The organism is Actinoallomurus sp. NPDC052274 (assembly GCF_040679475.1).
GTDB lineage: Bacteria > Actinomycetota > Actinomycetes > Streptosporangiales > Streptosporangiaceae > Actinoallomurus > Actinoallomurus liliacearum.
The window spans coordinates 49,565-69,950 of record NZ_JBFAUT010000044.1 but is presented as its reverse complement, the minus strand read 5'-3'; the positions used below and the strand labels follow the sequence as shown (position 1 = coordinate 69,950).

Sequence of the window (20,386 nt, the reverse complement as noted above, 5' to 3'; positions counted from 1 at the left end):
GTCCACTCACGAGACGGTGTTACCGAAGGGAAGACGGAAGGAGACTCGTGTCGAGGACGTCGAAGGTGGCGCGCACGGTCCTGCCGGGCTGGGCCGGGTGGACGGTGACGCGGGCGAGTTCTTCGGCGATCCACAGGCCGAAGTGGCCGACCTCTCCGGGCAGGTCCTGTACGGGCAGGTCCGCCGAGGCGTCGGTGACGTCGATGACGATGGCCGGCTCCTCTCCCTTCCGTACGGTGAGGGCGTAGGTGACGGGGGCGGCGCCGTGGGCGATGGCGTTGGTGACCAGTTCGCTGGTGACCAGGAAGACGTCCTCGACCAGGTCGGCGTTCCAGCCGAGGAGGACGGCGGTGGCCAGAGAACGGGCGGTGACGACGGCGTAGGGGTCGCCGTCGAGGCGGCAGGACCACTGCTGCTCGCGCGATGGTCCGGCGGTGCATTCGGGGGACATTGCTGGGCCTCCAGGAGTGTCGGTGACGGCGGCGGCCGGGCAACGGGGAGAAGTCCGGCCGCAGGCGGTGGCTTGATCAGGCTTCGGGGCAGCCGAGGACCTGGATGATCCGGGCGGCGGCGATGTCGAGGTTGTCGATGTGGGCGATCCGGTCACCGAACGACCAGCAGAACCACCACAGCCCCGCCTGGTCCTGCCGCAGCGCGAGGTCGTCGTTCAGCGGCGGCGCGAGCGGATTCACGACCCGCAGTAACGCCGCCTGCTCCTCGGAGGCGATGACCCGCGCGTACCAGCCTCGCGACCGAAGCAGTTCCGGGAGCCTTTCCAGGGCTGCGGTCTCTATTTCAGGCATCCCGTTGTTGTCGAGTGAAGCAGATGTCATGAGTGTGTCCTTTCGCGGGTGTTGATGACTGGATGGACTGAGTTGTCACCCCAGCCATGCGGCGCGACCCGTCTTCCGTCCCGGCCAAGATCGACTGTTGACCACACGCCGGGACACACTGCACATATCGATATCTCGTCGACCGAGCACGCTACATACCCGATCGGTGACAGCATGTAAGCAGGATGGCACCGCCAGCAGGCGCTTGCAATAGTGCAAACGGAATCTAGCAAGGGGATTAATGATGTCGCGCGGACAATCCCGGCAAGAGCGTGCGAATCACATTCCGACGCTGCGTGCTCGCCAACTGGCACTTGAGCTCACCCGCCGACGCGAAGCCACGAACTTGAGCCGAGAAGAAGTAGCCGGCCGCTTGGAATGGTCGACGTCGACGGTCTTCCGGATCGAGACCGGCCGATCCGTGCCGCAGCCACGGAGCATGCGGGCACTTTTGGAGCTCTACGGCATCGCGGGCACGGAACGCGAAGGTCTACTCCAACTCGCCCGCGAGGCTCGCCAACCCGGCTGGTGGCAGTCGTTCCGCGATGTACTGCCCGATCCGTACGCGGCATATATCGGCTTCGAGTCTGGCGCCGCATCCATACAGAACTTCGAGCCACTGGTCATCCCTGGACTCCTGCAGACGGAGGAGTACGCACGCGCTACGTTTCACGGCGGCCCCCGGGAGCTGAACCGGGAGGATGTGGAACGCCGCGTGCAAGTCAGAACCACGCGCCAGAAGATCCTGACTCAGCCGGAGCGCCCTCGCCTGTGGGCAGTCATCGACGAAGCCGCCATCCGGCGCATCGTCGGCACCCCAAAGATCATGCGCGAGCAGTTGCACCGACTCATAGCGGCCGCCGACGAGGGCCGGACAACGCTCCAGGTGGTGCCGTTCCGTGCAGGGGCGCACGCAGGAACGACCGGACCATTCGTCATCCTTGGCTTCCCACAGCCGACGGACCCCAACGCGGTCTACATCGAGACCCTCGCCGGCGAGATCTATCTCGAAGATCCCGAGGACGTTACACTCTATATGATCGCATTCGACCGGCTCGTCGCCTCCGCCCTGCATCCCGATGAATCACTAACGCTCATCGAACAGGCAGCCAGCGACCTCCCCTATTAGCGCAGAAAGACGAACCGATGACGGAGTCCGAACTCTTCGACGGCCCATGGCGTAGAAGCAGCAGGAGCAGCCAGAATGGCAACTGCGTCGAGGTGAAACTCACGACCGTTCAATGATTGTTGCGAGGCGACAGCCGGATGCGACATCAGCCCGCAAGGCATGACCACGAGGCGGTGAGCGTCCACTCGAGCTGCGAGGGGCCCGCCGCGATCTGCCTGCGGATCAGCAGTTGGTGGCGGCGTGACCTGAGTCCGGGGAGCAGAACCCAGTAGCCGCAGTCGATGACGTCTTCCCTATCGGTCGCTCCTACGAGGGCGCTGCCGCGCGCGGATTGCAGCGTGTAGGGCTGATCGCTCGGCCTGGTGCGGGGTCTGGCGAAGGTGAGCGATCAAGGCCTGGTCGCGAACACCCAGCGGTTGGCGGCCAGGGCGTCGGGGCGCTCGGGCGTCGGTTGTGGGCCGCGCCCGTAGCGGTGAGTGAAGTCGAACGCGGTGTGGATCGACGTTCGCCAGCCCCGGGCGGCCAGGTCGGCGGCGGAGTCGGGCCGTGGATCCAGGTCGAACATGGCGATGAGGTCGATGCCGGTCTGTTTCGCCACCGAGTAGATCGGGCTCTCGCGGATGGCCGTCGACTCGGGGCCGAGCTTGATCTCGTAGGCCAGAGCGCTCCCGGTCGGGCTCAGCGCGCCAACCGCCGCGATCAGGGCCCGCTCGGCGGCCGGAGACAGGTAGAGCAGCAGTCCCTCGGCGATCCATACGGTCGGTACGGCCGGGTCGAAGCCCGCGTCGGTCAGCGCTCTGGTCCATTCGAGGCGCAGATCGGTCGCGATCGTGACGCGCTCGGTCTTCGGCACAGCGCTCAGCCCGTCGAGAACGCGGTCCTTGAACGCGAGGACGCCGTTCTGGTCGATCTCGAAGATCCTGCAGCCGGGCGGCCAGTCGAGCCGGTACGCCCTCGTGTCGAGGCCGGCTCCGAGCAGCACCACCTGCCGGGTTCCCTCGCCCGTCCGCCGCAGGACGAAGTCGTCGAAGACTCGCGTCCGCAGGCCGAAGTAGCGCCCCAGCCGGCCCCACAACGGATCGACCTCGCCGTCCGCAACCTGCTGCGGACGCACGGGCCAGCCCGCGGACGCTCGGGCGGCGCGCACGAAGTGCTCGGCGTAGACGTCCTGCGCCAGTGTGTCGTGCCGGTAGGTCTCGATCGCCCGCGCCGCGGCGACCATGAGGGCGGTCAGCCCGACGCCTTCTTCCACACCGGTGATGTCGGCCATGGCGTTGCTCCTTCGGGCCCGCCGCGAGGTCGGCGAAGACGCCGCCAAGCCGCGAGGCAGCGGTCGGCGCGGGTGCCGAGCCGATCCCCGCTGTGGGCATCGGCTCGACATCGACCGCGCGTAACAGGCGTCAGACCAACGTGTCGCCGACGGCGTGGCTGCCTCTGGCGAGGAAGAACTCCTCGATGGCGGTCCGCCACTCGCTCGCGGCGACCCGACCGGTCCCGTGGGGGTCGAACGCCTGGAAGAGCGCCTCGATGTTCTCCGCGGGGAATCCGACGGCCTGCATTCCGCGTACGAAGTCGGCGTGCTGGACGAAGCCGTCATCGTCCCGATCGCAGATCGCGGTCAGCGCCTCGGCGTACGGCCGGACGTTCGCCTCGTAGTCGGTGGGTTCGTGGAACTCGGCGTACTCCTCGTAGCTCAGCCTTCCGTCGTTGTTCTGGTCGAGGGTGCCGACCAGGCCCTCCCAGTAGCGCCGGCAGCCCGTGTGGAGCGCCTGCGCCTTGGCCGAGCTCTCCGGCACCTTCAGGGCCCGGGTGATCCGGTGTGCGAGCCTGTCGAAGTCGTCCGCCTCCAGATAGCCGTTCGAATCCGTGTCGAGCGCGTTGAACGCGGCCCTGATCCGATCCAGACGTGCATCCATCGGGAACCTCCCAGGAGGGTGTGATGCCTTGGCGCGGACAGTGAGACTGTAGCTACATAACGTGATCAATCACACGTCTTCCGATTTGGTCGGCCGACATCGGCCACGCGAGGCCGTACGGCCTGCGGACGGGTAACGTGCACGGCCCTCAGCCGGCGGCGGTCCAGCCGTCGACGGCGGATTCACCACCGACCCAGCCGGTCGCGGCCACGACCTCACGTGCGATGTCCATCACCGACCGGTCGTCGGTCGTGACCCGCACGGTGTCCGCGGGCGCTTCGGCGTCGAGCAGCCGCGCCTTGCGGAGGCTCGCCGCCAGTTCGTCCTGCAACTCGGAGCCGAGTTCCCGGCCTGTCAGGCGGCGGCCGGCCGTGGCATCGGAGGCGGTGAGCAGGACGCGGATCATGCGCACGTCCGCGCCCATGGCGCGCCGGAACATGCCCGCCGTCTCCGGCAGCACGCAGGCGGTGTTGACGTAGATGAGGCGGCGATGGCCGAGAGCGGCGAAATTGCCCCAGACCGCGGTCAGATTGCGCTCCGTTATCCGCGACCGGTCGGGGTCAGCCTCGGGTGCCGGATGCACCTGCCCCATGAAGTCGCCGTCGATGACCGCGTGGGCGGCCCCCGCGGCACGCAGCCGCGCCGAGACCTCCCAGCCCACCGTGGTCTTGCCGACGCCCGCGCGCCCTCCGATGAGCAGTACCTCCGCGTGATCCATCCCCGCAGGATGACGGCCGCCGGCCGCGCCGGACAACGGGTTTTCGAGCTGTGTGTACGCGAGTCTCGGGGAAGCCGGGCCCTAGCTTGAACCACGCGCGGAATGCCCGGCCGGACCACTCGTTCGCCGAGCCTTCCGGCCATCCGCCGCTCTCGCCTCATGACGGTCGCGGTCAGCGGAAGAAGACCGCGACTCCGCCGTGGTGTGAACACGCGCCCTGGTGGTGGGCGGCGTACGAGTAGGTGCCGTCGTTGCAGCGAGCCGTCGCGCCGGCCGGATGGTCCGGCGCCTTCGGCGCCGAATGGGTGCGCTTCGGACGGCTCGTCGCACGGTGGGTCTTCGGCACGCGTGGTTCGGGCACGTGCGGCTTGGGGGTGCGTGCTCCGCCCAGATGGGCCCCGTCCGTCGGCTCCGGCGACCCCATTGGAGGCGACGACTCAGGGGTCGCAGTGGGCGAGTCGGCCGTCGTTGTGCGACCGCCGGGCCAGGTGGACGGCGTGGCCGCCTCCCCCGCGCCGGTCGCGGTCGCCTTACATCCGCCCAGCAGCAGTGCGGCGGCGAGGATCAAGGCCGATGTCCGAGGACGCATCTTCGTCTCCCGTCCGTAGGGGGTGCGTGTAGGACGGACGGGCACAAGGCGTGGTTTGCCCGTTACCGCTCATCTGGCGACAAACGGCCAATCAGGCGAAATGCGTAACGTGTGCGGTCCTTAACCGATGGCGACGGCGTGCGAGACGCTCGGTGAAGCGGGGTCGCGCCTGGGATCTCGCGCCGAATGTCGGATGTGGCCGTTCGATCACCGACCACTTCGCACGCTCGCCCAGACCCCGGCCACCGCTGGGGAGTGAACGGCGGCCGGCCGTCATCGGCGGGGACGCGGAGCGGTCAGCGGGAGGCTTCGCGGTAGTAGCGGATCTTGTCTCGGAGGTGCTCCCGCTGGGCGAGGAGCGTCTCGATCTGACGGTCGATGCGCTCGTCATGGGCCTCGAGGATGGCGATGCGCTCCTCGAACGTCTCCTCGCCGCACCTGCTCACCTCTGCGTAGCGCCGCATCTCCGCGATCGGCATCCCGGTGTCGCGGAGGCAGCGCAGGATGCCGAGAAAGCCCAGGTCGTCGGCGCTGAAGCGGCGCCGGCCCGCGGCCGTGCGGTCGATCCGGTCGAGCAGGCCGATCTTCTCGTAGTAGCGGAGCGTGTCGATGCTGAAGCCGGTCTTCTCCGCCGTCTGGGCCGGTGAGTAGAACGTCACACCACTGATGATCACACCTGGAGCGCACTCCAGGTCAAGCTCCAGGACGCGCCTCCGGCTTGACCTGGAGCGCGCTCCAGATCGCAGAGTGTGTCGCGTTCCCGATCACTTCTCGAGAGGACGCGATGATGCGGCAACGAACTCTGGCCGACGGAACGACCGTCAGCGCGCTGTGCCTCGGCGCCATGTGGTTCGGCACCCGGACCGACGAGGCGACGGCGTTCGCCATCCTCGACCGCTTCGTCGAGGCCGGCGGTTCCGTCATCGACACCGCCGACAACTACGCCTTCTGGGCGGAGAACGGCGCGGGCGGGGAGAGCGAGGCGGTGCTCGGCCGCTGGCTGGCCGACCGCGGCGCCCGCGACCGGGTGGTGATCAGCAGCAAGGTCGGGGCGCAGCCGACCGTCCCCGGCACGAGCTGGCGGGAGAGCGGTGAAGGGCTGTCCGCCAGGGCGATCCGGTCGGCGGTGGAGGGCAGTCTGCGCCGGCTGGGCACCGACCGCATCGACGTGTACTGGGCGCACGTCGAGGACCGGACCGTACCGATCGAGGAGACCGTGGACGCCTTCGCGTCGCTCGTCGAGCAGGGCACGGTCGGGGTCGTCGGCGCCAGCAATTTCGCCCTGTGGAAGGTCGAGCGGGCCCGGTCCGTCGCCCGGGGCCAGGGGCGTCCCGGCTACACCTGCCTTCAGCTCCGCCACTCCTACCTGCGGCCTCGCCTGGACGTCACCGCCCCGGACGACCACGTGTTCGGGAACGTGGACGCCGAGACCCTGGACTACGTCCGGAGCGAACCGGACATGAGCCTGTGGGCCTACAGCCCGTTGCTGAGCGGCACCTACGCGCGGCCGGACCGGCCGCTGCCCCCGGCGTACGACCATCCGGGCACGCCGGCGCGGCTGGCCGCGCTGCGTGAGGTGGCGGACAAGATCGGTGCCACGGTCAACCAGGTGGTGCTGGCCTGGCTGATGGGCGGCGACCCGCCGGTCATCCCGATCGTCGGCGTCAGCTCGGTCGAACAGCTCGACGAGGCCCTGGCGGCGGCCGACCTCGAACTCGACGAGGACTTCCGCCGCCACCTCGACACCGCAGGCGGCTTGGACCGGTGACCCGATGGCGACGCGATCTTGACCGCGAGCAGCCTCACTGTTACAAACTCTGTTAATTAATCAGGCGAGAGTGTTACAAAACGTCTCGTCGATAACAGGTGCTGCCGATGGCAGGAGGAGCATGCGCCCCGAATCACCCATCACCCGACGGAGACTGCTCGGCTACGCCGGAGGCGCCGGGCTGGCCGGCGCCACGGCGCTCGTCGCCGGAGCGGCCCCGGCGTCCGCCCGCGCGTACGAGTTCGACCTCGTCTTCAACGTGCCCGACACCGGCAACATGCAGGGGCTCGCCTATCGGCGCGGCCGCTTCTACGTCGGGTTCGACGTCGGTAACGGCATGGGGGTGATCCGGGAGTACGACCGCTCCGGGACCAAGCTGAAGGAGACCCGGCCGCTGGCCGTCGGCCACGCGGCCGAGCTCAGCTTCCGCGACGCGGACGGGATGCTGTACGTCGCCACCGGCGGCGGCACCAACCCCACGAAGGTCCACGTCGTCGACATCGCGGCGGACGCCCCGTCGATCGTCCGGACGATCGACTTCGCGTCGCTGGGCAACTCCGGACTCGTCGCCGTCGACAACCGGCGCGACGGTCTTCTCGTCCACGCGGGACCGGGCGACCAGGGACCCTTCGTCTTCGGCTTCGCCGACCTGAACGGCCAGGTCCGGTCGACCTTCCCCCTGCCGTACCAGGGCGTGCCGCAGGGCCTGGAGATGGCCGGTGACAAGATCCTCTACTACACCGACAACAGGATCACCGTGCTGAACCGGCAGGGCCGGATCCTCGACGCGATCGACATTCCGCTGACCGGCGAGAGCGAGGGACTCGCCGTCGCGCCCGCCGGCCGGGGCACCCGGGTCTTCTTCGGCTACAACAAGCCGAACCGGGTCTATGCCATGAAGCCCCGTCTTCCGCTGATCGATTCGAGCGCTTCGGCCGGCGAGGGGACCACGTCGCCGCGCCGGCCGGAGCGCCCGCCCGAGCCGCGCCGCCAAAAAGGCGCTGACCACGGCCCGCTCAGCCGGTGGGGATCCGATCGAGGAGGGCGGCGAGGCCGTCGGCGTCGAGGAGGTCGGCGGGGCGGATCGTCTGGTTGGCCGCGACGTAGTGGAAGGCCGCGCTGACCTTCTCGACCGGGACGACGGCGAGCTGGGCCCAGGCGATCCGGTAGGCGGCCAACTGCACCGACACCACCCGCGCCTCGTCCCCGGTCGGCGGGCGGCCGGTCTTCCAGTCGACGACCTCGTAGCCGCCGTCGCCGGTACGGAAGACCGCGTCCATCCGGCCCCGGACCAGCCGGTCGCCGATCATCGTCTCGAAGGGCACCTCGACCTCGTGGGGTTCGCGGTCGGCCCAGGCGCTGCGCTCGAACGCGGCCCGCAGCGTCTCCAGCTCGTCGTCGCCCCCGGCCCCCTCGTCGGAGGCGCCGGGCAGGTCGTCGAGGTCGAGCAGCCGCTGCTGGCCCCAGCGGGACTCCAGCCAGCGGTGGAAGGCGGTGCCGCGCCGGGCGTACGGGGCCGGGGGCCGGGGCAGCGGCCGGCGGATCTGCCGGGCCAGCGCCGCCGGGTCACGGGCCAGGGCGACCAGCGACGACACCGACAGGTGGGCGGGCAGGTCGACCGCCAGGCCGTCGGCGCTTCGGGACCGGTCGCGTTCGGCCAGCAGGAGTTCCACGTCGCGGGCCCAGGCGGAGGCGCGGCGGCGGTCGCGCGGCGACAGCGGGACGTACCCGAGGCGGAGCGTGCCCCGCATGGCGTCGTGCACCATCCGGGCGCCCTCGGCGACCGCGTCGTAGCGTTCGCCCTCCGGTAGCGCGGGCCAGGACGCGGTCTCCTGCTCGGCGAGCAGGGGGTTCTCCGCGTCCAGCGGCTCCTCGGCCCAGTAGCCGACCTGGCCGGCGCCGGCCTCGCACGCCTCCCGGATCTCCGCCAGGAACGGCGACGGCTCCAGCGGACGGCTCGCGGTGCCCCAGCGGTACCCCGTCGCGATGAGCAGGTGCCGCGCGCGCGTCACGGCGACGTACGCCAGGCGGCGCTCCTCGCGCAGGTCGCGGTCGGCGGTCGCGGCGTTGAACCCCTCGACGTCGTCCTTCTGCAGGCCGGTCAGCGGCGGCAGGTCGGTGTGGTCGCCGCGCAGTGGGTACGGCAGGATGCGGGCGTTCTCCGTCCAGCGGGAGGAGTTCTGCGGCTTGGCGGGGAAGACCGAGCCGGGGCCGGGGGTCTCGGCCCTCGTCGGGTTCCAGACCAGGCCGGGAACGGCGACGACGTCCCACTCCAGGCCCTTGGCGGCGTGCACGGTGAGGAGCTTGACGCTGTTGGTCTCGCCGACCCGGCCCGCCTCCAGGCCGAACTCCTCCGTCTCGGCGGCCTTGAGGTAGGCGAGGAACGCGCCCAGCGTCGGGTCCTCCGCGTCGCCCGCGAAGGACGCCGCCGCGTCGACGAACGCGTCCAGGTCGGCGCGGGCGGTCACCGGGTCCAGGCCGGACCGGGACGCGACCTCGATGTCCAGGCCGAGGGTGCGCTCCACCTCCGTCACCAGGTCGGGCAGCGGCAGGCCGACGTGGCGGCGCAGGACGCGCAGCTCGTCGCGGAGGCGTTCGAGCCGGGCGTAGCCCTCCGGGCTGAAGTGCTCCGCCGGGCCCAGGTCGTCGAGGGCGTCGACGAGGCTGCCGTTCTCGTCGTTCAGCTCCTGCACGACCTGCCGGAGCGGGTCGGCGGCGCCCAACGCGCCGTCCACCGTCGTCGCCGCTCCAGCCGGCGCGCGCCCGCTCACGGGCGGCTCCGGGTCCGTGCGGGGCCCGGCTCCGGGGTCGAGGTCGCGGGCCGCCTCGCGGACGAGTTCGCGGGCGCGGCGGCCGAGGGCGACCAGATCACGGGGGCCCAGGCGCCAGCGCGGCCCGGTGAGCAGCCGGGCCAGGGAGGCGCCCGCCGTCGGGTCGTGCACGACCCGGAGGGTCGCGACGACGTCCTGCACCTCCGGCACGGTGAGCAGACCGCCGAGGCCGACCACCTCCACCGGGACGCCGCGCGCCTCCAGCGCCGCCCGGATCAGCGGGAACTGCGCCCGCTTCCGGGCCAGGACGGCGATGTCGGACGGCTGCAGCCCCGGGCCGTGACGACTCGTCTTCTCCCAGGGCTCACCATCCGGCGCGAGGTCCTTCGGCTGCCGCAGCAGGCGGACGATGCGGTCGGCGAGCCGCTCGGCCTCGTCCTCGACGGTCTCCAGCAGCGCGCACTCGACCCGCCCCCGGCCCTGCTGCGCGGCGCCGGGCCACAGCCGGGGGACGTCCTTGGCCTCCTCGCGCAGCTCGACCTGGATGCGGGCGGCCGCGTCGAGGACGCGTTCGCCGTTGCGGAAGCTGGTCGACAGCTGCCGCATCGGCGCGGGCCGCTCGCCGTTCGGGAAGTCGCGGACGAAGCCGAGGAGGTTCCCGGCGCTCGCGCCCCGCCAGCCGTAGATCGACTGGCACGGGTCACCGACGGCCGTGACCGCGTGGCCGCCGCCGAACAGCGACTTGAGCAGCACGAGCTGGGCGTGGCTGGTGTCCTGGTACTCGTCCAGGAGCACGGCGGCGTAGCGCGAACGCTCGATCTGGCCGACCTCCGGGTGCTCGGCGGCGATCCGCGCGGCGAGGGCCATCTGGTCGCCGTGGTCGAGGACCTCACGCCTGGCCTTGGCCCGCTGGTACGCCTCGACCAGCGGCATGAGCTGCTCGCGGGTCGCCTGGGCGTCGGTGATCCGGCCCTGGTGCTTCTTGGTGGGCTTCTTGACCTCCGCGACCCGCGCGTTCAGCCAGGCGCCGATCCTCCGCACGTCCTCGGGGGTGCGCAGGTGCTCCGACAGCTCCCCCGCCAGCGCGATCACCGCCTTCGTGACGGTGTCGGGCCCCCACTCGACGGCGTCCATCGGTCCGTCGTACGCGTCGACGACGCGCGCCGCGATCTGCCAGGCCACGGCCGGGGTGACGAGCCGCATCGTCGGCTCCAGGGCGGCCCGCAGCGCGTGGTCGCCGAACAGCCGCGCGGCGTACGCGTGGTACGTCGACACCGTCGGCTCGCCGTCGAGGATCTCGGGGTCGATCAGGTCGTCGTGCTCGCGGAGCTGGTCGAGCCGCCGGCGTACGCGGTCGGCCAGCTCGGTCGCCGCCTTGCGGGTGAACGTCAGGCCGAGCACCCGCTCGGGCCGGATGAGCCCGTTGGCGACCAGCCACACGACGCGGGCCGCCATCGTCTCGCTCTTGCCGGAGCCCGCGCCGGCGATGACCGCCATCGGGGCGAGCGGCGCCTCGATGACGGCGGCCTGGTCCGGCGTCGGCTCGGGCACCCCGAGCCGCTGTGCGAGCTCCTGCGGACTGATCACGGCGTTCCCCGGTCGTACGGGACGGTCACGGCGCCACCTGGCCGCCGGCGTCGTGCGCCGGGCAGGACCCGCGGACGGGGCAGGTGCGGCAGTGGTCGTCGCGGCGGGCCTCGAAGACCGGGCTGGCCATGCCCTCCGCGACGCGGTCGACGAGTTTACGCGGCCACTGCGGGTCCTCGTCGGCCGACGGGGGCTGCTGCGTCTGGACGCGCACCCGGGCGGCGTAGGACCCCTTGCCGACCTGGACCAGCTCGGCCCCGCCCGGTTCGATCAGGCCCTTGTCGGCGAACGCGCCCAGCATCACGGCGAGCTGGTAGACGCCGAGCTGCGGGTGGCGGGCGAGGTCGTCCTCGCGTACGGGCGAGTTGGAGGTCTTGATGTCGACGATCCAGGCCCGGCCGTCGCCGTCCCGCTCGGCGCGGTCGATCCGGCCGCGGATCACGACGCGGCCCAGGTCGATGCTGAACGGCTCCTCGATCGAGACGACCTCGCGGGCGTCGGCGCGCTCGTGCCAGGCCAGGAACTTGTCGACCATCTTCTCGGCCTGTTCGCGCTGTTTCTCGGAGTACCAGGCGCTGCGAAAGTCCAGGTCGTCCCAGATCTCGTCGAGCCGCTTGGCGATGTCGGTGTCGTTCACGGCCTCGTCGGTGGCGACCAGCTCGGCGACCGCGTGGATGACCCGCCCCATCGTCGCGAACTCCCCCGCGCCGCCGTCCTCCGCGCCCACGCAGGAGGCGAGCAGCCAGCGCAGGCCGCACTTCTCGAACGTCTCGACCTGGGACGGCGACAGCACCAGCGTCTCGTCCTCACGGAACGCCGGCCCGGGGTCGGACAGCTCCGTCAGGGGGTACCAGTCGCGCGGGTCGGCGCCCTGCACGCCGGCGCGGGCGAGCCGGGCCAGGTGCCCGGCCGCGGCCCGGCGCAGCGGCGCGGGCGTCTTCGGGTCGGCGACCGCCGCGCGCAGGTCCGCGACGAGGGCGCGCAGGGACAGCCACCGGGTGCGCTCGTCGAGCTGGGCGTGCTCGGCGGGGTCGGGGACCAGCTCACGGAGGAACCGCGACGGCCGGTCCTCGGCGTCCTCCCCGCCGACGGCGGTCACGACGAGCCGCCGCTTGGCCCGCGTCACCGCGACGTAGAACAGCCGCCGCTCCTCCTCCAGCATCTTCGCCGCAAGGGAGGCCCCTGCTTCCACCCCCGTGGCTGCGCCCCGCCGCCCCCCGCTGTCGGGGTCGGCGAAGCCGGTGGCGGCCTCGATCAGCTCCTCGCTGCCCAGCAGCGAGCCGCGCAGCCGCAGGTCGGGCCACAGGCCCTCCTGCACGCCCGCGACGACGACCAGGTCCCATTCGAGGCCCTTGGACCGGTGCGCCGTGAGGATCCGCACCGCCTCACCCTGGGGGGCCTGCTCGGCCAGGGTGTCGCCGGGGATCTCCTGCGAGGCCAGGTCGTCGAGGAACATCTCCGGGCCGGCCTGCGGCAGCCGGTCGGTGAACCGCGCCGCCATGTCGAACAGCGCGACCACCGCGTCGAGGTCCCGGTCGGCCGCCGCGCCGCGGGCCCCGCCGCGCACGCTCTGCTCCAGGAGCCGGTCGGCCAGGCCGCTCTCCTGCCATACCGCCCACAGGACGTCCTCGGCCCCGCCACCGCCTCGTACGGTCTCCCGGGCGAGGGCGATGAGCCCGGCGACGCGCTCGGCCGGTTCGCGGACCTTCGGGTGGATGAGCAGCAGCTCGCGCGGGTCGTTCAGCGCGCGGACGAGCAGCGCGTCGGCCTTCTCGTCCCCGGACAGCACGCTCAGGTCGCGCAGGGCGCGGCGGAGCCGCCGCAGGCCGAGGGCGTCCGCGCCACCCAGCGGGCCCAGCACGAGCTCCTCGGCGGCCTCCTCGTCGAGCAGCGCGGGCCGCAGCGCCGCGCGCAGCAGCACGATGAAGGGCCGGGCGCCGGGCTCGTTGACCAGCGGCACCTCGTCACCGGCCACGACCACGGGCACGCCCGCGGCGGCCAGCGCGCGGCGCAGCGGTGGTACCTGCCGCACGGCGGACCGGACGAGCACGGCCATCCGCGACCAGGGGACGTTCTCCAGCAGGTGGGCGCGGCGCAGCTCGTCGGCGACCAGCGCGGCCTCCTGGTTGGCGCTGTCCGCCTCGACGACCCGCACCGCCCGCGCGTCCGCGCCGTCGTCGTCGGCCGCCTCCATCGGCAGCAGCTCGCGGTGCTCCCCCGCCAGCGCGCCGAGCGGCAGCCGCGCGGCGACCCGGCGGGAGGCCTCCAGGATCACCGGGCCCATGCGGCGGCACGTCCGCAGGGAGACGATGGGCGCCTCCCCGCCCGTCACCGTACGGAACCGCTGGGGGAACTCCAGGATCCCGCGCACGTCCGCGCCCCGGAACCCGTAGATCGACTGGTCGGGGTCGCCCACGACGATGAGGTCCCGCCCGCCCCCGGCGAGCTGCTGGAGGAGGTACTCCTGCGCCGGGTCGGTGTCCTGGTACTCGTCGACCAGGACGACGTCGTACGCCGCGCGCTCCCGCCGGCGTACGTCCTCGTCGGTGAGCAGCCCGGCGGCGGCCCGGATCAGCTCCGCGTAGTCGTACGCGATGATCGGGTCGATGTCGAAGCGCTGCTCGTACCGGTCCAGGAACCGCCCGGCGGCGTACCAGTCGTCGCGGTGATGGCCGCGGCCCAGCGTCACCAGGTCGGCGGGTCCGAGGCCGCGCTCGGCGGCCCGCAGGATGAAGTCCCGCAGTTCCTCGGCGAACCCCCGCGTCTTCAGCGTCTCGTGCAGCCGCGCCGGCCAGTCCCGCGCGCCGTCCGCGGCCTCGCCGTGCACCAGCCGGCGGACCTCGAGAAGGTGCTCCGGGCCGGACAGCAGCCGGGGTGGCTCCTCCCCGTCCAGGACCGCCTCCCGGCGCAGCAGCGCGTACGCGTACGAGTGGAACGTCAGGGCCAGCGGCGTGCGCGTGGTGCGCCGCAGCCGGCCGGTGATGCGCTCCCGCAGCTCACCGGCGGCCTTCCGGCCGAACGTCAGGACCAGCACCCGGTCCGGATCGACGCCGCGGTTCTCGATCCGGTCGACGACCGTCTCGACGATCGTGGTGGTCTTGCCGGTGCCCGGCCCGGCCAGGACCAGCAGCGGCCCGCCCGCGTGCGCGACGACCCGCCGCTGGTGCTCGTCGAGCACCGGCGGCGGTGACTGCGCGGGCCCGGCGCGGCGGACGAGGCGGTAGGACGCTGATGACACATATGTGATTGCAGCAGATCATCGGGCGTCATCGTGACAGGGTTGCGGTGATGTCGTCGATGTGGCCGCGGTGGACGCGCTCCGCAGGACCGCGGCCGGCGGCCGCGGGCCCCGGTGGGGCCGCCGACGTCGGGGGGAGGCGCCGATGATCCTGTTGGCCGTGTCGATCCTCGCGCTGGGCTGGTACTTCCTGTGCTGGCTCAGCCTGCTGTGGCCCGGCGCGCGGCGGGCCGTGGACGGGCTGTCCCCGTACACCCGGTGGCTGCACGCCTGGATCCTGTCGGCGCCGGCGACGTTCGCCTATGTCGCGGTCTTCACCGCCTTCACGCTCGTCCAGCGGACGACCCCGCCGCACCTCATCGACGTGCTCACCCGCATGAACAGCACCAATCTGGTCCGGCTGCACCACGCCCCGATCGCGGTGCTGGCCGACAGCGCCCTGTGGGTCGCGGACCGCGGCGCGGGCCTCACCCTGTACATCCTCGCGTTCGTCACCGTGGTCGCCTGGGCGGAGCGGCGGTACGGCCCGCCCCGCATGATCCTCATCTGTCTGTCGGGTCACGTCCTGGGCACCCTGCTCACCGCGCTGGTGGAACTCCACGCGATCGAGACCGGCCGGGCGTCACACCGCCTGGCGCACACGACCGACGTCGGCGTGAGCTACATCATGGTGGCCGGCTGCGTCGCGGCCGTCCTGCTGATGCGCGGCTGGTGGCTCGTGGCCGGCATCGCGGCGCTGGCCGTCGGAGTGGTCTGGCCGGTGATCTCCAACCACACCGTCTGGGCCCTCGGCCACCTGCTCGCCGCCCTGTGCGGGCTGGCCGTCGCCGCCCTCTGCCTGTTCCTTGGGGGAGTCAGGCGACCCCGCGACCTGAGGCCCTGCCTGGGAGGCCCGGAGAGCATCACAACCGGGTCATGACCCACAGCGACCCGACCGCGACCACGGCCAGAGACACGCCGAGGACCATCCGTCTGATCAGACGTTTTCCCTTCACCGGAGGGAAGAACCACGCGGCGAACCAGACGAAGAAGGCGACCAGTCCGACCGCACCGAATCGCACCAGGTCATAGGGCAGTTCGTGCCGAGCGGTCTCCGGATCGAACATGGCGATCAGGATGAGGAACGCGCCGACGAAGAGCGCCGAGCCGACGATCGCCGTTCCCCACTGCCAGCGAAGCCAGGTCGGGTCCTTCACGTGACGATCGGTGGCGTCCGTCTGCATATCGCTCATGTGCGGGCCCCCTGTCAGTACGACGCCAGGGTACGGTACGCCACGAAGCGATCGCCACGTGAAGGGAAGGCGTCACTTCGAGTTGGCCAGCCAGAATTTCTGAAAGTCCTTGTCGAGGCGAGTGGCGAATGAAGCGTTGCCGTCCTTCTTCGGATCTCCACCTTGGTGGTGGCCGCCGAGCACGCCGATGATCGTGCCTTCACCGGTGATCCAGTTATCACCGTGCGCGAGCAGCAGGCCGGATCCGCTGACGCCGTCGGAGTAGTCGTTGCAATAGAATTTGTACGCCGACTTGTGCCCCTTGATGTCCTTCTTCGACGTGACGGCGTGACACAGAACCGGGTAGTTGTACTTGCTCGGATACCCGATGAGGTAGACCTCGTTCTGCCAGCCGGCGCTCAGCTTGTAGTTGTCCGCTCCTAGAACGTCCTGGATACGGCCGTTCTTGTGCTGCTTCACCTGGATGACGCCGTAGTCGTAGCTCGGATTCGAGCGCCCCAGCAGGTCGATCCACCGGCCCGGGACGTGCCACGACCGTACGCCCCACTTGCCGTAGGGGGTCATGTCCGGTCCGCTCCCGTACCCCGGAACGAACACCGTGAGGAGGTTACCGACCTCCGTCCCGCCGATCTGCCGCAGACAGTGCCCGGCGGTGAGGATGGAATCACGACCGTGACTGGTGACGATCGTGCCGGAGCAACTGAAGCTGTGTCCCCCGAAATGGTAGAAGATCTTACCCATGCGGTGCAGCCTGGATTTGGGTAGCGCGGCGGACATGGGTTCCGTCGTCGCCGTGCTTCGGGGATCGGCGAACGTATCGTCGATAGGAGTGGCCGCGCGCATCCGTTCGGGCGTCCAATAGTCTTCCGCCGCCTGCGCCTGCGTGTCGGTCGCGCGGTAGACCTCGATCCCGGTCTCCGCAGCCGGTGGACGCGGCGCGGTGGCGTCCGCCGCCGTGACCGGTCCGATGGTCATACAGGCGCCCAGCAATAGCGCTCCACCGGCTTTCGCCGTCCAGTGAGAAAACATGTGATCCCCCGTCTGATCGCGTGGAGATCACCGTAGGGCCCAATGTAGTCCTACCGCCGCCTTTGACCTATATCGGACAAATCAGAGAGCCCATCAACGAAAGAGGGGACACGATCAGACGAGAACTGAAGCCGATCGCGCACGGCCGCGTTGACCCCTTGTGTCAGGCCGTTCTCCTGAGCCTTCAATCGGTCGGCGAAGACCGCAGGCCCATCTGGTCGGGGACGACCTTGGGCAGGCCGCGCAGCCAGCCGGGAAGGTCCGCCGGCCACCAGCGGCCCGCGGCCAGGTGCGCCAGGGCGTCACTCACCGCGGCGACGGACGCGGCGGCCGGCACCACCCGACTCGGCGCCGCGCCCGCGAGCACGCCCAGCCACCAGTGCCGCCGGGTCGGCGACATTCCCTCGGGGTCGAGGACGACGTAGTAGTCCGGCAGCAGCAGCCGCTCGGCGGCCAGCCCGCCCAGCGCCGACTCGATGGCCACCTCCAGACCACCGTGCGGCGCGGTCTGGTCGAAAAAGTCCACCCACGCGTCGCGGACGTCGCCGAGCGGATCGGCGTCGTGCACGACGTACGTCGTGCCGGCCCCGGCGATCGCCCTGCTCAGCTCGGCGGGCGTACGGTCACCGGCGACGAGCGCCCGTACGTTGTGCAGGCCGACGAGCCCGGACACGACCTTGTCCGCCCCCTCGCCCGCGACCACCACCACGGTGCTACTGGTCCGCCGCATAGGCGAGATTCTAAGCAGCCATCCCGTCGCTCAACCGGCCTGGCCTCCTTGCCGCCGGTGGTGACGGGACATCACCCGATTCGCCGCGGATTGCGGCGTCAACAACGACGGCGAAGTGCGATGGTCATCCACAGATTCCGTCTCAATCCCCATGACGCCCGCCCGAGAGGGCGATGCTGCCTGAGTGCGGAGGGAACTCTTGGCGGTGGCCGCGGCGCAGGGTGGGGTGTTCAGTCGGCGGCAGGCGCTCGCCGCCGGGTACGGGACGCGGGCGATCCGCGATCGGCCGACGGCGGGCATCTGGCTTTCCAGGCGACGCGGCGTTTACGTCACCAGGGCGCTCTGGGAGACCGCCGACGCCATCGACCGGCATGCCATCGACGTCGCGGCCGCGATCCTGTCGTTCCGCCGGCAGGATGCCGTCGCAAGCCACCGGTCCGCCGCGAGGATCCATGGCATCGAGACGCTGAAACCACCGCCCGACGTGGTCACCTTGACCCGGCCGGCCGAAGCGCCGGGCCGTGGGAAGTGCAGAGGGATACACGTCGAACGAGCCGCCCTCCCGCGCGATCACCTGCGGCGGAAGGGCGGAATTCCGCTGACCACCCCCGCGCGTACGGTGGTGGATCTCGCGCGTACGCTGCCATTTCGAGAGGGCGTCGTAGTGGCGGACTCGGCGCTGTTCCTCCGCCGCACCGGCCGCGAAGCACTGATCCGCGTCATCGAGGACTGCTCCCGGTGGCCGGGGATCGAACGGGCCCGAGCCGTCGTCGACTTCGCCCGCAGCGCCGCCCGCGTCGACCGCGCGGCGTAAGAGGCCGTCAGGTCCGCGCGACAGCGATCATTCGTCGGCTGTCCGGAGTCAGTGGACCACCGTCGTCGCCACGGCCGGTCACGCCGCGGAATCCGGCGGCGAGGAGCCAGTCGCGCAGTTCGGTGAAGGTGAACATGCGCACGTGGAAGGGGACCTGACGGACGCGGCCCTGACGGACCACCGTGCGTTCGGTGACCGCGCGGCCGGTCAACGGGTCCAGGGTGCGCTGGTCGATCATCAAGTCGCCGTCCCGCTCGATGACGGACGCGGGCTGGAAGTTGCGGATGATCCAGTCCCGGTTGTTCAGCTCGACGGCGAACCTGCCGCCGGGCGTGAGGACGCGTGCCACCTCGGACAGGACCCGGCGGTTCCCCTCGTCGTCGAAGTAGCCGAACGCGGTGAACCAGCTGATCACCCGGTCGAACCGCCGTTCCCAGGGCAGCGACCGCATGTCCCCCTCGACATACGTGACCGGCGCCCGGCGGGCGGCGGCGTCCTGCCGCGCGCGTTCGAGGAAGGCCGGGGTGACGTCCAGGCCGGTCACCCGGCAGTCGCGCTCGGCCAGTCGATTGGCGATCCGGCCGTGGCCGCAGGCGAGGTCGAGCACCTCCATGCCCGGCTCCAGGTCGAGCAGCCGCCAGATCAGGTCGGTCTCGGCGTCCGCCCGGTCGTCCAATGGCTCGGCGAAGAAGTGCAGATAGTCGTCGTCGAACAACCCGCCCGCGTCGAAGGCCTGCTCGGTCATGCCGGCCCTCCTCCCGATCGGCTGACATCAAGGATCAGCTCTCGGGAGTCGCGGTGTCACCGGGTTTTCGCGTGGTCGGGACCAAAGTCCGAGGACGTGGGGCCACCTCGCCGTCGGCGTGGACGCTCTGCCGTCGTCGGTGACGGCAGAGCGTCCGAGATGCCCGCGTTGGGAGGGCAACAGCGGCGGCAGCGTCGGGCTGGAACCGGGTTCTGTGGTCTGGCGTCTGACGTACGGATTTATCCCGTTTCATCAGCCTTTTCGGGAGTGTCGGTGACCGGTTCTAAGAAGATTCCTCGGTCCTTGGGACGCATCAGTCGTGGCAGGGCGATCGTCGCGGCGGTGGTGCTCCTGATCGTCGCGGTGCCGACGCTGAACGGCTTCTTCGGGTCTTTCGAGCGCACCTCCGGAGGCGAGGTGGCGGTCATCCGCAACGGCGGGATGTTCGACAACAACAGGATCCGCCAGATCATCGACCCCGGGTCGGGACTGACCTGGATCGGGTGGTGGTCGCACGTCCACAAGTACCCCGCGCAGCAGCGGTTCTACACGATCACCTCCGACTCGGGGCGCGGCGAGCGTACGGGCGTGGACGTCGTGACGGTGCCGAGCAGCGACGGCGTCAACATGGGCATCGAGGGCACGCTCTACTTCACCCTGAACCTCGACCACGCGACGCTGCGCAAGTTCGACGACAAGTTCGGCACCCGCAAGTTCACCGGCGCGGACGGCAAGACCCGGTACACCTACGACGGCGACGAGGGCTGGTCCGGATTCCTGGACCAGATCGTCCGGCCCGTCATCGAGAACGACCTGCGCACCCAGGTGAACAGCTTCCGCTGCGCGGAACTCGTCTCCTCCTGCGCCCTGGTGCAGAACAACTCCGGCGGCAAGCAGCAGCAGACGTCGCTGAAGGCGCAGAGCAACAACGCCAACATCGCCAAGGTGCAGAACGCGATCAACACCAGCCTCGAACAGGACCTGGAGCAGACCCTCGGGCTCCCCTTCCTGACGAACCTGCACTTCAACCTGGCCCGCATCACGCTGCCGGCGCAGGTGCAGCAGGCCGTGGACAGCGCGCAGGCGGCATTCGCGAAGGTCACGGAGTCGCAGGCGCAGGTCGCGCAGGCCCGCGCCGAGGCGGAGGCCAACCGGGCCCGCCAGGAGGGCTACAACAAGTGCCCGACCTGCGCCGACATCGAGAAGCTCAAGGCGCTGCCGAAGGGCATCACGGTGTACGCGCCGGGCAACGACCATGTGTCGCTCCCGAGCCGGTAGGAGGCTCCG

The 20,386-nt window shown here is 70.7% G+C and carries 20 protein-coding genes; 7 read left to right on the top strand and 13 right to left on the bottom strand.

The window, feature by feature from the left end; translation table 11 throughout:
• Nucleotides 1-19 precede the first annotated feature (19 nt).
• Nucleotides 20-451 (bottom strand): ATP-binding protein, encoded by a 432-nt coding sequence (locus tag AB0K82_RS30745; protein ID WP_364403784.1) that lies wholly within the window; start codon nt 449-451, stop codon nt 20-22.
• 76 nt (nt 452-527) lie between these two features.
• Nucleotides 528-833 (bottom strand): hypothetical protein, encoded by a 306-nt coding sequence (locus AB0K82_RS30740; RefSeq protein WP_364403782.1) that lies wholly within the window; start codon nt 831-833, stop codon nt 528-530.
• A 241-nt stretch (nt 834-1,074) separates the two neighbouring features.
• Between AB0K82_RS30740 and AB0K82_RS30735 the strand changes: the two genes are divergently transcribed.
• Complete coding sequence (locus AB0K82_RS30735; RefSeq protein ID WP_364403781.1) at nt 1,075-1,962, top strand: helix-turn-helix transcriptional regulator; 888 nt, start codon at nt 1,075-1,077, stop codon at nt 1,960-1,962.
• 17 nt (nt 1,963-1,979) lie between these two features.
• Nucleotides 1,980-2,078 carry a DUF397 domain-containing protein gene (locus tag AB0K82_RS30730; protein WP_364403779.1) on the top strand — a complete coding sequence of 33 codons (99 nt, stop codon included), beginning with the start codon at nt 1,980-1,982 and terminating at the stop codon, nt 2,076-2,078.
• Nucleotides 2,079-2,350: 272 nt separating this feature from the next.
• On the opposite strand, the gene AB0K82_RS30725 is transcribed toward AB0K82_RS30730, so the two are convergent.
• The 5 genes from AB0K82_RS30725 to AB0K82_RS30705 all read right to left on the bottom strand — a co-directional run bounded on the left by AB0K82_RS30725 (nt 2,351) and on the right by AB0K82_RS30705 (nt 5,844).
• The gene (locus tag AB0K82_RS30725) at nt 2,351-3,232 is read right to left on the bottom strand and encodes a class I SAM-dependent methyltransferase (RefSeq protein WP_364403778.1); all 882 of its coding nucleotides are present in this window, start codon (nt 3,230-3,232) and stop codon (nt 2,351-2,353) included.
• Nucleotides 3,233-3,362: 130 nt separating this feature from the next.
• Nucleotides 3,363-3,878 (bottom strand): EF-hand domain-containing protein, encoded by a 516-nt coding sequence (locus AB0K82_RS30720; RefSeq protein ID WP_364403776.1) that lies wholly within the window; start codon nt 3,876-3,878, stop codon nt 3,363-3,365.
• A 148-nt stretch (nt 3,879-4,026) separates the two neighbouring features.
• Nucleotides 4,027-4,596 (bottom strand): hypothetical protein, encoded by a 570-nt coding sequence (locus AB0K82_RS30715; protein WP_364403775.1) that lies wholly within the window; start codon nt 4,594-4,596, stop codon nt 4,027-4,029.
• Between the two features lie 172 nt (nt 4,597-4,768).
• On the bottom strand, nt 4,769-5,185 hold the full coding sequence (locus AB0K82_RS30710; RefSeq protein ID WP_364403773.1) for a DUF3761 domain-containing protein: 417 nt from the start codon (nt 5,183-5,185) through the stop codon (nt 4,769-4,771).
• Nucleotides 5,186-5,481: 296 nt separating this feature from the next.
• The gene (locus tag AB0K82_RS30705; RefSeq protein WP_345354001.1) at nt 5,482-5,844 is read right to left on the bottom strand and encodes a MerR family transcriptional regulator; all 363 of its coding nucleotides are present in this window, start codon (nt 5,842-5,844) and stop codon (nt 5,482-5,484) included.
• A 128-nt stretch (nt 5,845-5,972) separates the two neighbouring features.
• On the opposite strand from AB0K82_RS30705, the gene AB0K82_RS30700 reads away from it, so the two are divergent.
• Together AB0K82_RS30700 and AB0K82_RS30695 are read left to right on the top strand one after the other, a co-directional pair.
• Nucleotides 5,973-6,953, top strand: a complete 981-nt coding sequence (locus AB0K82_RS30700) for an aldo/keto reductase (RefSeq protein ID WP_364403771.1) — start codon at nt 5,973-5,975, stop codon at nt 6,951-6,953.
• Between the two features lie 121 nt (nt 6,954-7,074).
• Entirely contained in the window at nt 7,075-8,076 is a 1,002-nt protein-coding gene (locus tag AB0K82_RS30695; RefSeq protein ID WP_364403769.1) for a hypothetical protein, read from the top strand.
• On the opposite strand, the gene AB0K82_RS30690 is transcribed toward AB0K82_RS30695, so the two are convergent.
• Nucleotides 7,970-11,311, bottom strand: a complete 3,342-nt coding sequence (locus AB0K82_RS30690) for an ATP-dependent DNA helicase (RefSeq protein ID WP_364403768.1) — start codon at nt 11,309-11,311, stop codon at nt 7,970-7,972. The two genes, AB0K82_RS30695 and AB0K82_RS30690, sit on opposite strands and share 107 nt — an antisense overlap.
• A 25-nt stretch (nt 11,312-11,336) precedes the next feature.
• On the bottom strand, nt 11,337-14,549 hold the full coding sequence (locus AB0K82_RS30685; protein ID WP_364403766.1) for an ATP-dependent DNA helicase: 3,213 nt from the start codon (nt 14,547-14,549) through the stop codon (nt 11,337-11,339).
• A gap of 145 nt (nt 14,550-14,694) precedes the next feature.
• On the opposite strand from AB0K82_RS30685, the gene AB0K82_RS30680 reads away from it, so the two are divergent.
• Nucleotides 14,695-15,468 (top strand): rhomboid-like protein, encoded by a 774-nt coding sequence (locus AB0K82_RS30680; RefSeq protein ID WP_364403765.1) that lies wholly within the window; start codon nt 14,695-14,697, stop codon nt 15,466-15,468.
• On the opposite strand, the gene AB0K82_RS30675 is transcribed toward AB0K82_RS30680, so the two are convergent.
• The 3 genes from AB0K82_RS30675 to AB0K82_RS30665 form a co-directional block, all read right to left on the bottom strand.
• The gene (locus tag AB0K82_RS30675) at nt 15,452-15,781 is read right to left on the bottom strand and encodes a hypothetical protein (RefSeq protein ID WP_364403764.1); all 330 of its coding nucleotides are present in this window, start codon (nt 15,779-15,781) and stop codon (nt 15,452-15,454) included. The two genes, AB0K82_RS30680 and AB0K82_RS30675, sit on opposite strands and share 17 nt — an antisense overlap.
• A gap of 72 nt (nt 15,782-15,853) precedes the next feature.
• Nucleotides 15,854-16,756, bottom strand: a complete 903-nt coding sequence (locus AB0K82_RS30670; RefSeq protein WP_364403763.1) for a hypothetical protein — start codon at nt 16,754-16,756, stop codon at nt 15,854-15,856.
• A gap of 238 nt (nt 16,757-16,994) precedes the next feature.
• The gene (locus AB0K82_RS30665; protein WP_364403761.1) at nt 16,995-17,540 is read right to left on the bottom strand and encodes a hypothetical protein; all 546 of its coding nucleotides are present in this window, start codon (nt 17,538-17,540) and stop codon (nt 16,995-16,997) included.
• 184 nt (nt 17,541-17,724) lie between these two features.
• On the opposite strand from AB0K82_RS30665, the gene AB0K82_RS30660 reads away from it, so the two are divergent.
• Nucleotides 17,725-18,354 (top strand): type IV toxin-antitoxin system AbiEi family antitoxin domain-containing protein, encoded by a 630-nt coding sequence (locus tag AB0K82_RS30660; protein ID WP_364403760.1) that lies wholly within the window; start codon nt 17,725-17,727, stop codon nt 18,352-18,354.
• A gap of 7 nt (nt 18,355-18,361) precedes the next feature.
• Here the strand turns inward: AB0K82_RS30660 and AB0K82_RS30655 are convergent, their stop codons facing one another.
• Entirely contained in the window at nt 18,362-19,099 is a 738-nt protein-coding gene (locus AB0K82_RS30655) for a methyltransferase domain-containing protein (protein WP_364403758.1), read from the bottom strand.
• A gap of 303 nt (nt 19,100-19,402) precedes the next feature.
• Between AB0K82_RS30655 and AB0K82_RS30650 the strand changes: the two genes are divergently transcribed.
• The gene (locus AB0K82_RS30650) at nt 19,403-20,377 is read left to right on the top strand and encodes an SPFH domain-containing protein (RefSeq protein ID WP_364403757.1); all 975 of its coding nucleotides are present in this window, start codon (nt 19,403-19,405) and stop codon (nt 20,375-20,377) included.
• Nucleotides 20,378-20,386 lie beyond the last annotated feature (9 nt).

Coding starts and splice junctions, on each gene's coding strand:
- AB0K82_RS30745 (WP_364403784.1), bottom strand. CDS start 451: ATGTCCCCCGAATGCACCGCCGGACCATCGCGCGAGCAGCAGTGGTCC.
- AB0K82_RS30740 (WP_364403782.1), bottom strand. CDS start 833: ATGACATCTGCTTCACTCGACAACAACGGGATGCCTGAAATAGAGACC.
- AB0K82_RS30735 (WP_364403781.1), top strand. CDS start 1,075: ATGATGTCGCGCGGACAATCCCGGCAAGAGCGTGCGAATCACATTCCG.
- AB0K82_RS30730 (WP_364403779.1), top strand. CDS start 1,980: ATGACGGAGTCCGAACTCTTCGACGGCCCATGGCGTAGAAGCAGCAGG.
- AB0K82_RS30725 (WP_364403778.1), bottom strand. CDS start 3,232: ATGGCCGACATCACCGGTGTGGAAGAAGGCGTCGGGCTGACCGCCCTC.
- AB0K82_RS30720 (WP_364403776.1), bottom strand. CDS start 3,878: ATGGATGCACGTCTGGATCGGATCAGGGCCGCGTTCAACGCGCTCGAC.
- AB0K82_RS30715 (WP_364403775.1), bottom strand. CDS start 4,596: ATGGATCACGCGGAGGTACTGCTCATCGGAGGGCGCGCGGGCGTCGGC.
- AB0K82_RS30710 (WP_364403773.1), bottom strand. CDS start 5,185: ATGCGTCCTCGGACATCGGCCTTGATCCTCGCCGCCGCACTGCTGCTG.
- AB0K82_RS30700 (WP_364403771.1), top strand. CDS start 5,973: ATGCGGCAACGAACTCTGGCCGACGGAACGACCGTCAGCGCGCTGTGC.
- AB0K82_RS30695 (WP_364403769.1), top strand. CDS start 7,075: ATGCGCCCCGAATCACCCATCACCCGACGGAGACTGCTCGGCTACGCC.
- AB0K82_RS30680 (WP_364403765.1), top strand. CDS start 14,695: ATGATCCTGTTGGCCGTGTCGATCCTCGCGCTGGGCTGGTACTTCCTG.
- AB0K82_RS30675 (WP_364403764.1), bottom strand. CDS start 15,781: ATGAGCGATATGCAGACGGACGCCACCGATCGTCACGTGAAGGACCCG.
- AB0K82_RS30670 (WP_364403763.1), bottom strand. CDS start 16,756: ATGACCATCGGACCGGTCACGGCGGCGGACGCCACCGCGCCGCGTCCA.
- AB0K82_RS30665 (WP_364403761.1), bottom strand. CDS start 17,540: ATGCGGCGGACCAGTAGCACCGTGGTGGTGGTCGCGGGCGAGGGGGCG.
- AB0K82_RS30655 (WP_364403758.1), bottom strand. CDS start 19,099: ATGACCGAGCAGGCCTTCGACGCGGGCGGGTTGTTCGACGACGACTAT.